This is a genomic window from Hymenobacter agri (assembly GCF_054778495.1).
This window is the reverse complement of sequence record NZ_BAAGZM010001301.1, coordinates 1-534: the sequence shown is the minus strand read 5'-3', so window position 1 is coordinate 534 and position 534 is coordinate 1. Positions and strand designations below refer to the sequence as shown.

General features: G+C 68.7%; 1 protein-coding gene. It reads left to right on the top strand.

What is annotated here, in order from left to right:
* Positions 1 to 534 (top strand): hypothetical protein (locus tag ACYVDE_RS25910; RefSeq protein WP_460504369.1); only part of this gene is annotated, 534 nt, incomplete at both ends.

Here is a 534-nt window from a genome sequence, read left to right as displayed (position 1 = left end):
GAGGCCGAGCGCGCCCAGGCCGCCGCCGAAGACGAGGCGGAGTGGTCCGACTTCCGGCGCTACCGGCTGCTGCGGCACCCGCTGCTGGCACCGTCGGCCGTCACTAACCAGTCGAGCCTCGACACGGCCATTGCCCTGCTATTTAAGCACCCGGAACTGCTCAACCTCAGCCAGGACGGTGGGGAGGCCGCGGCCTACGTGCTGGGCATCATCGAAGATGCCATTGGCTACGATGGCATGCTGCTGGCCGATGCCATTGCGGAGCTGGGGGCCAATTGGAGAACCAGCGTGCCGGTGCTGGACGAGCCCGGCCCCGACGGCATTCGCCAGCAAATGACGACGCCCGGCGAAAACCCCGGCGACCCGCCCGTGCCGCTGTTCTCGGAAGAGCTGGCCCCCGAAGTGAAAGCGGCGCTGGTGGGCCCGCTGCGGCTGGCCGTGAAGGAAGTGAAGGACTGCGAGTTTCTGCGCGATAAGCAATGGTCGGTGCAGGCCGGCAGCGTGGGCCGCGAGCAGCCCGAGCGCCGCATCGCG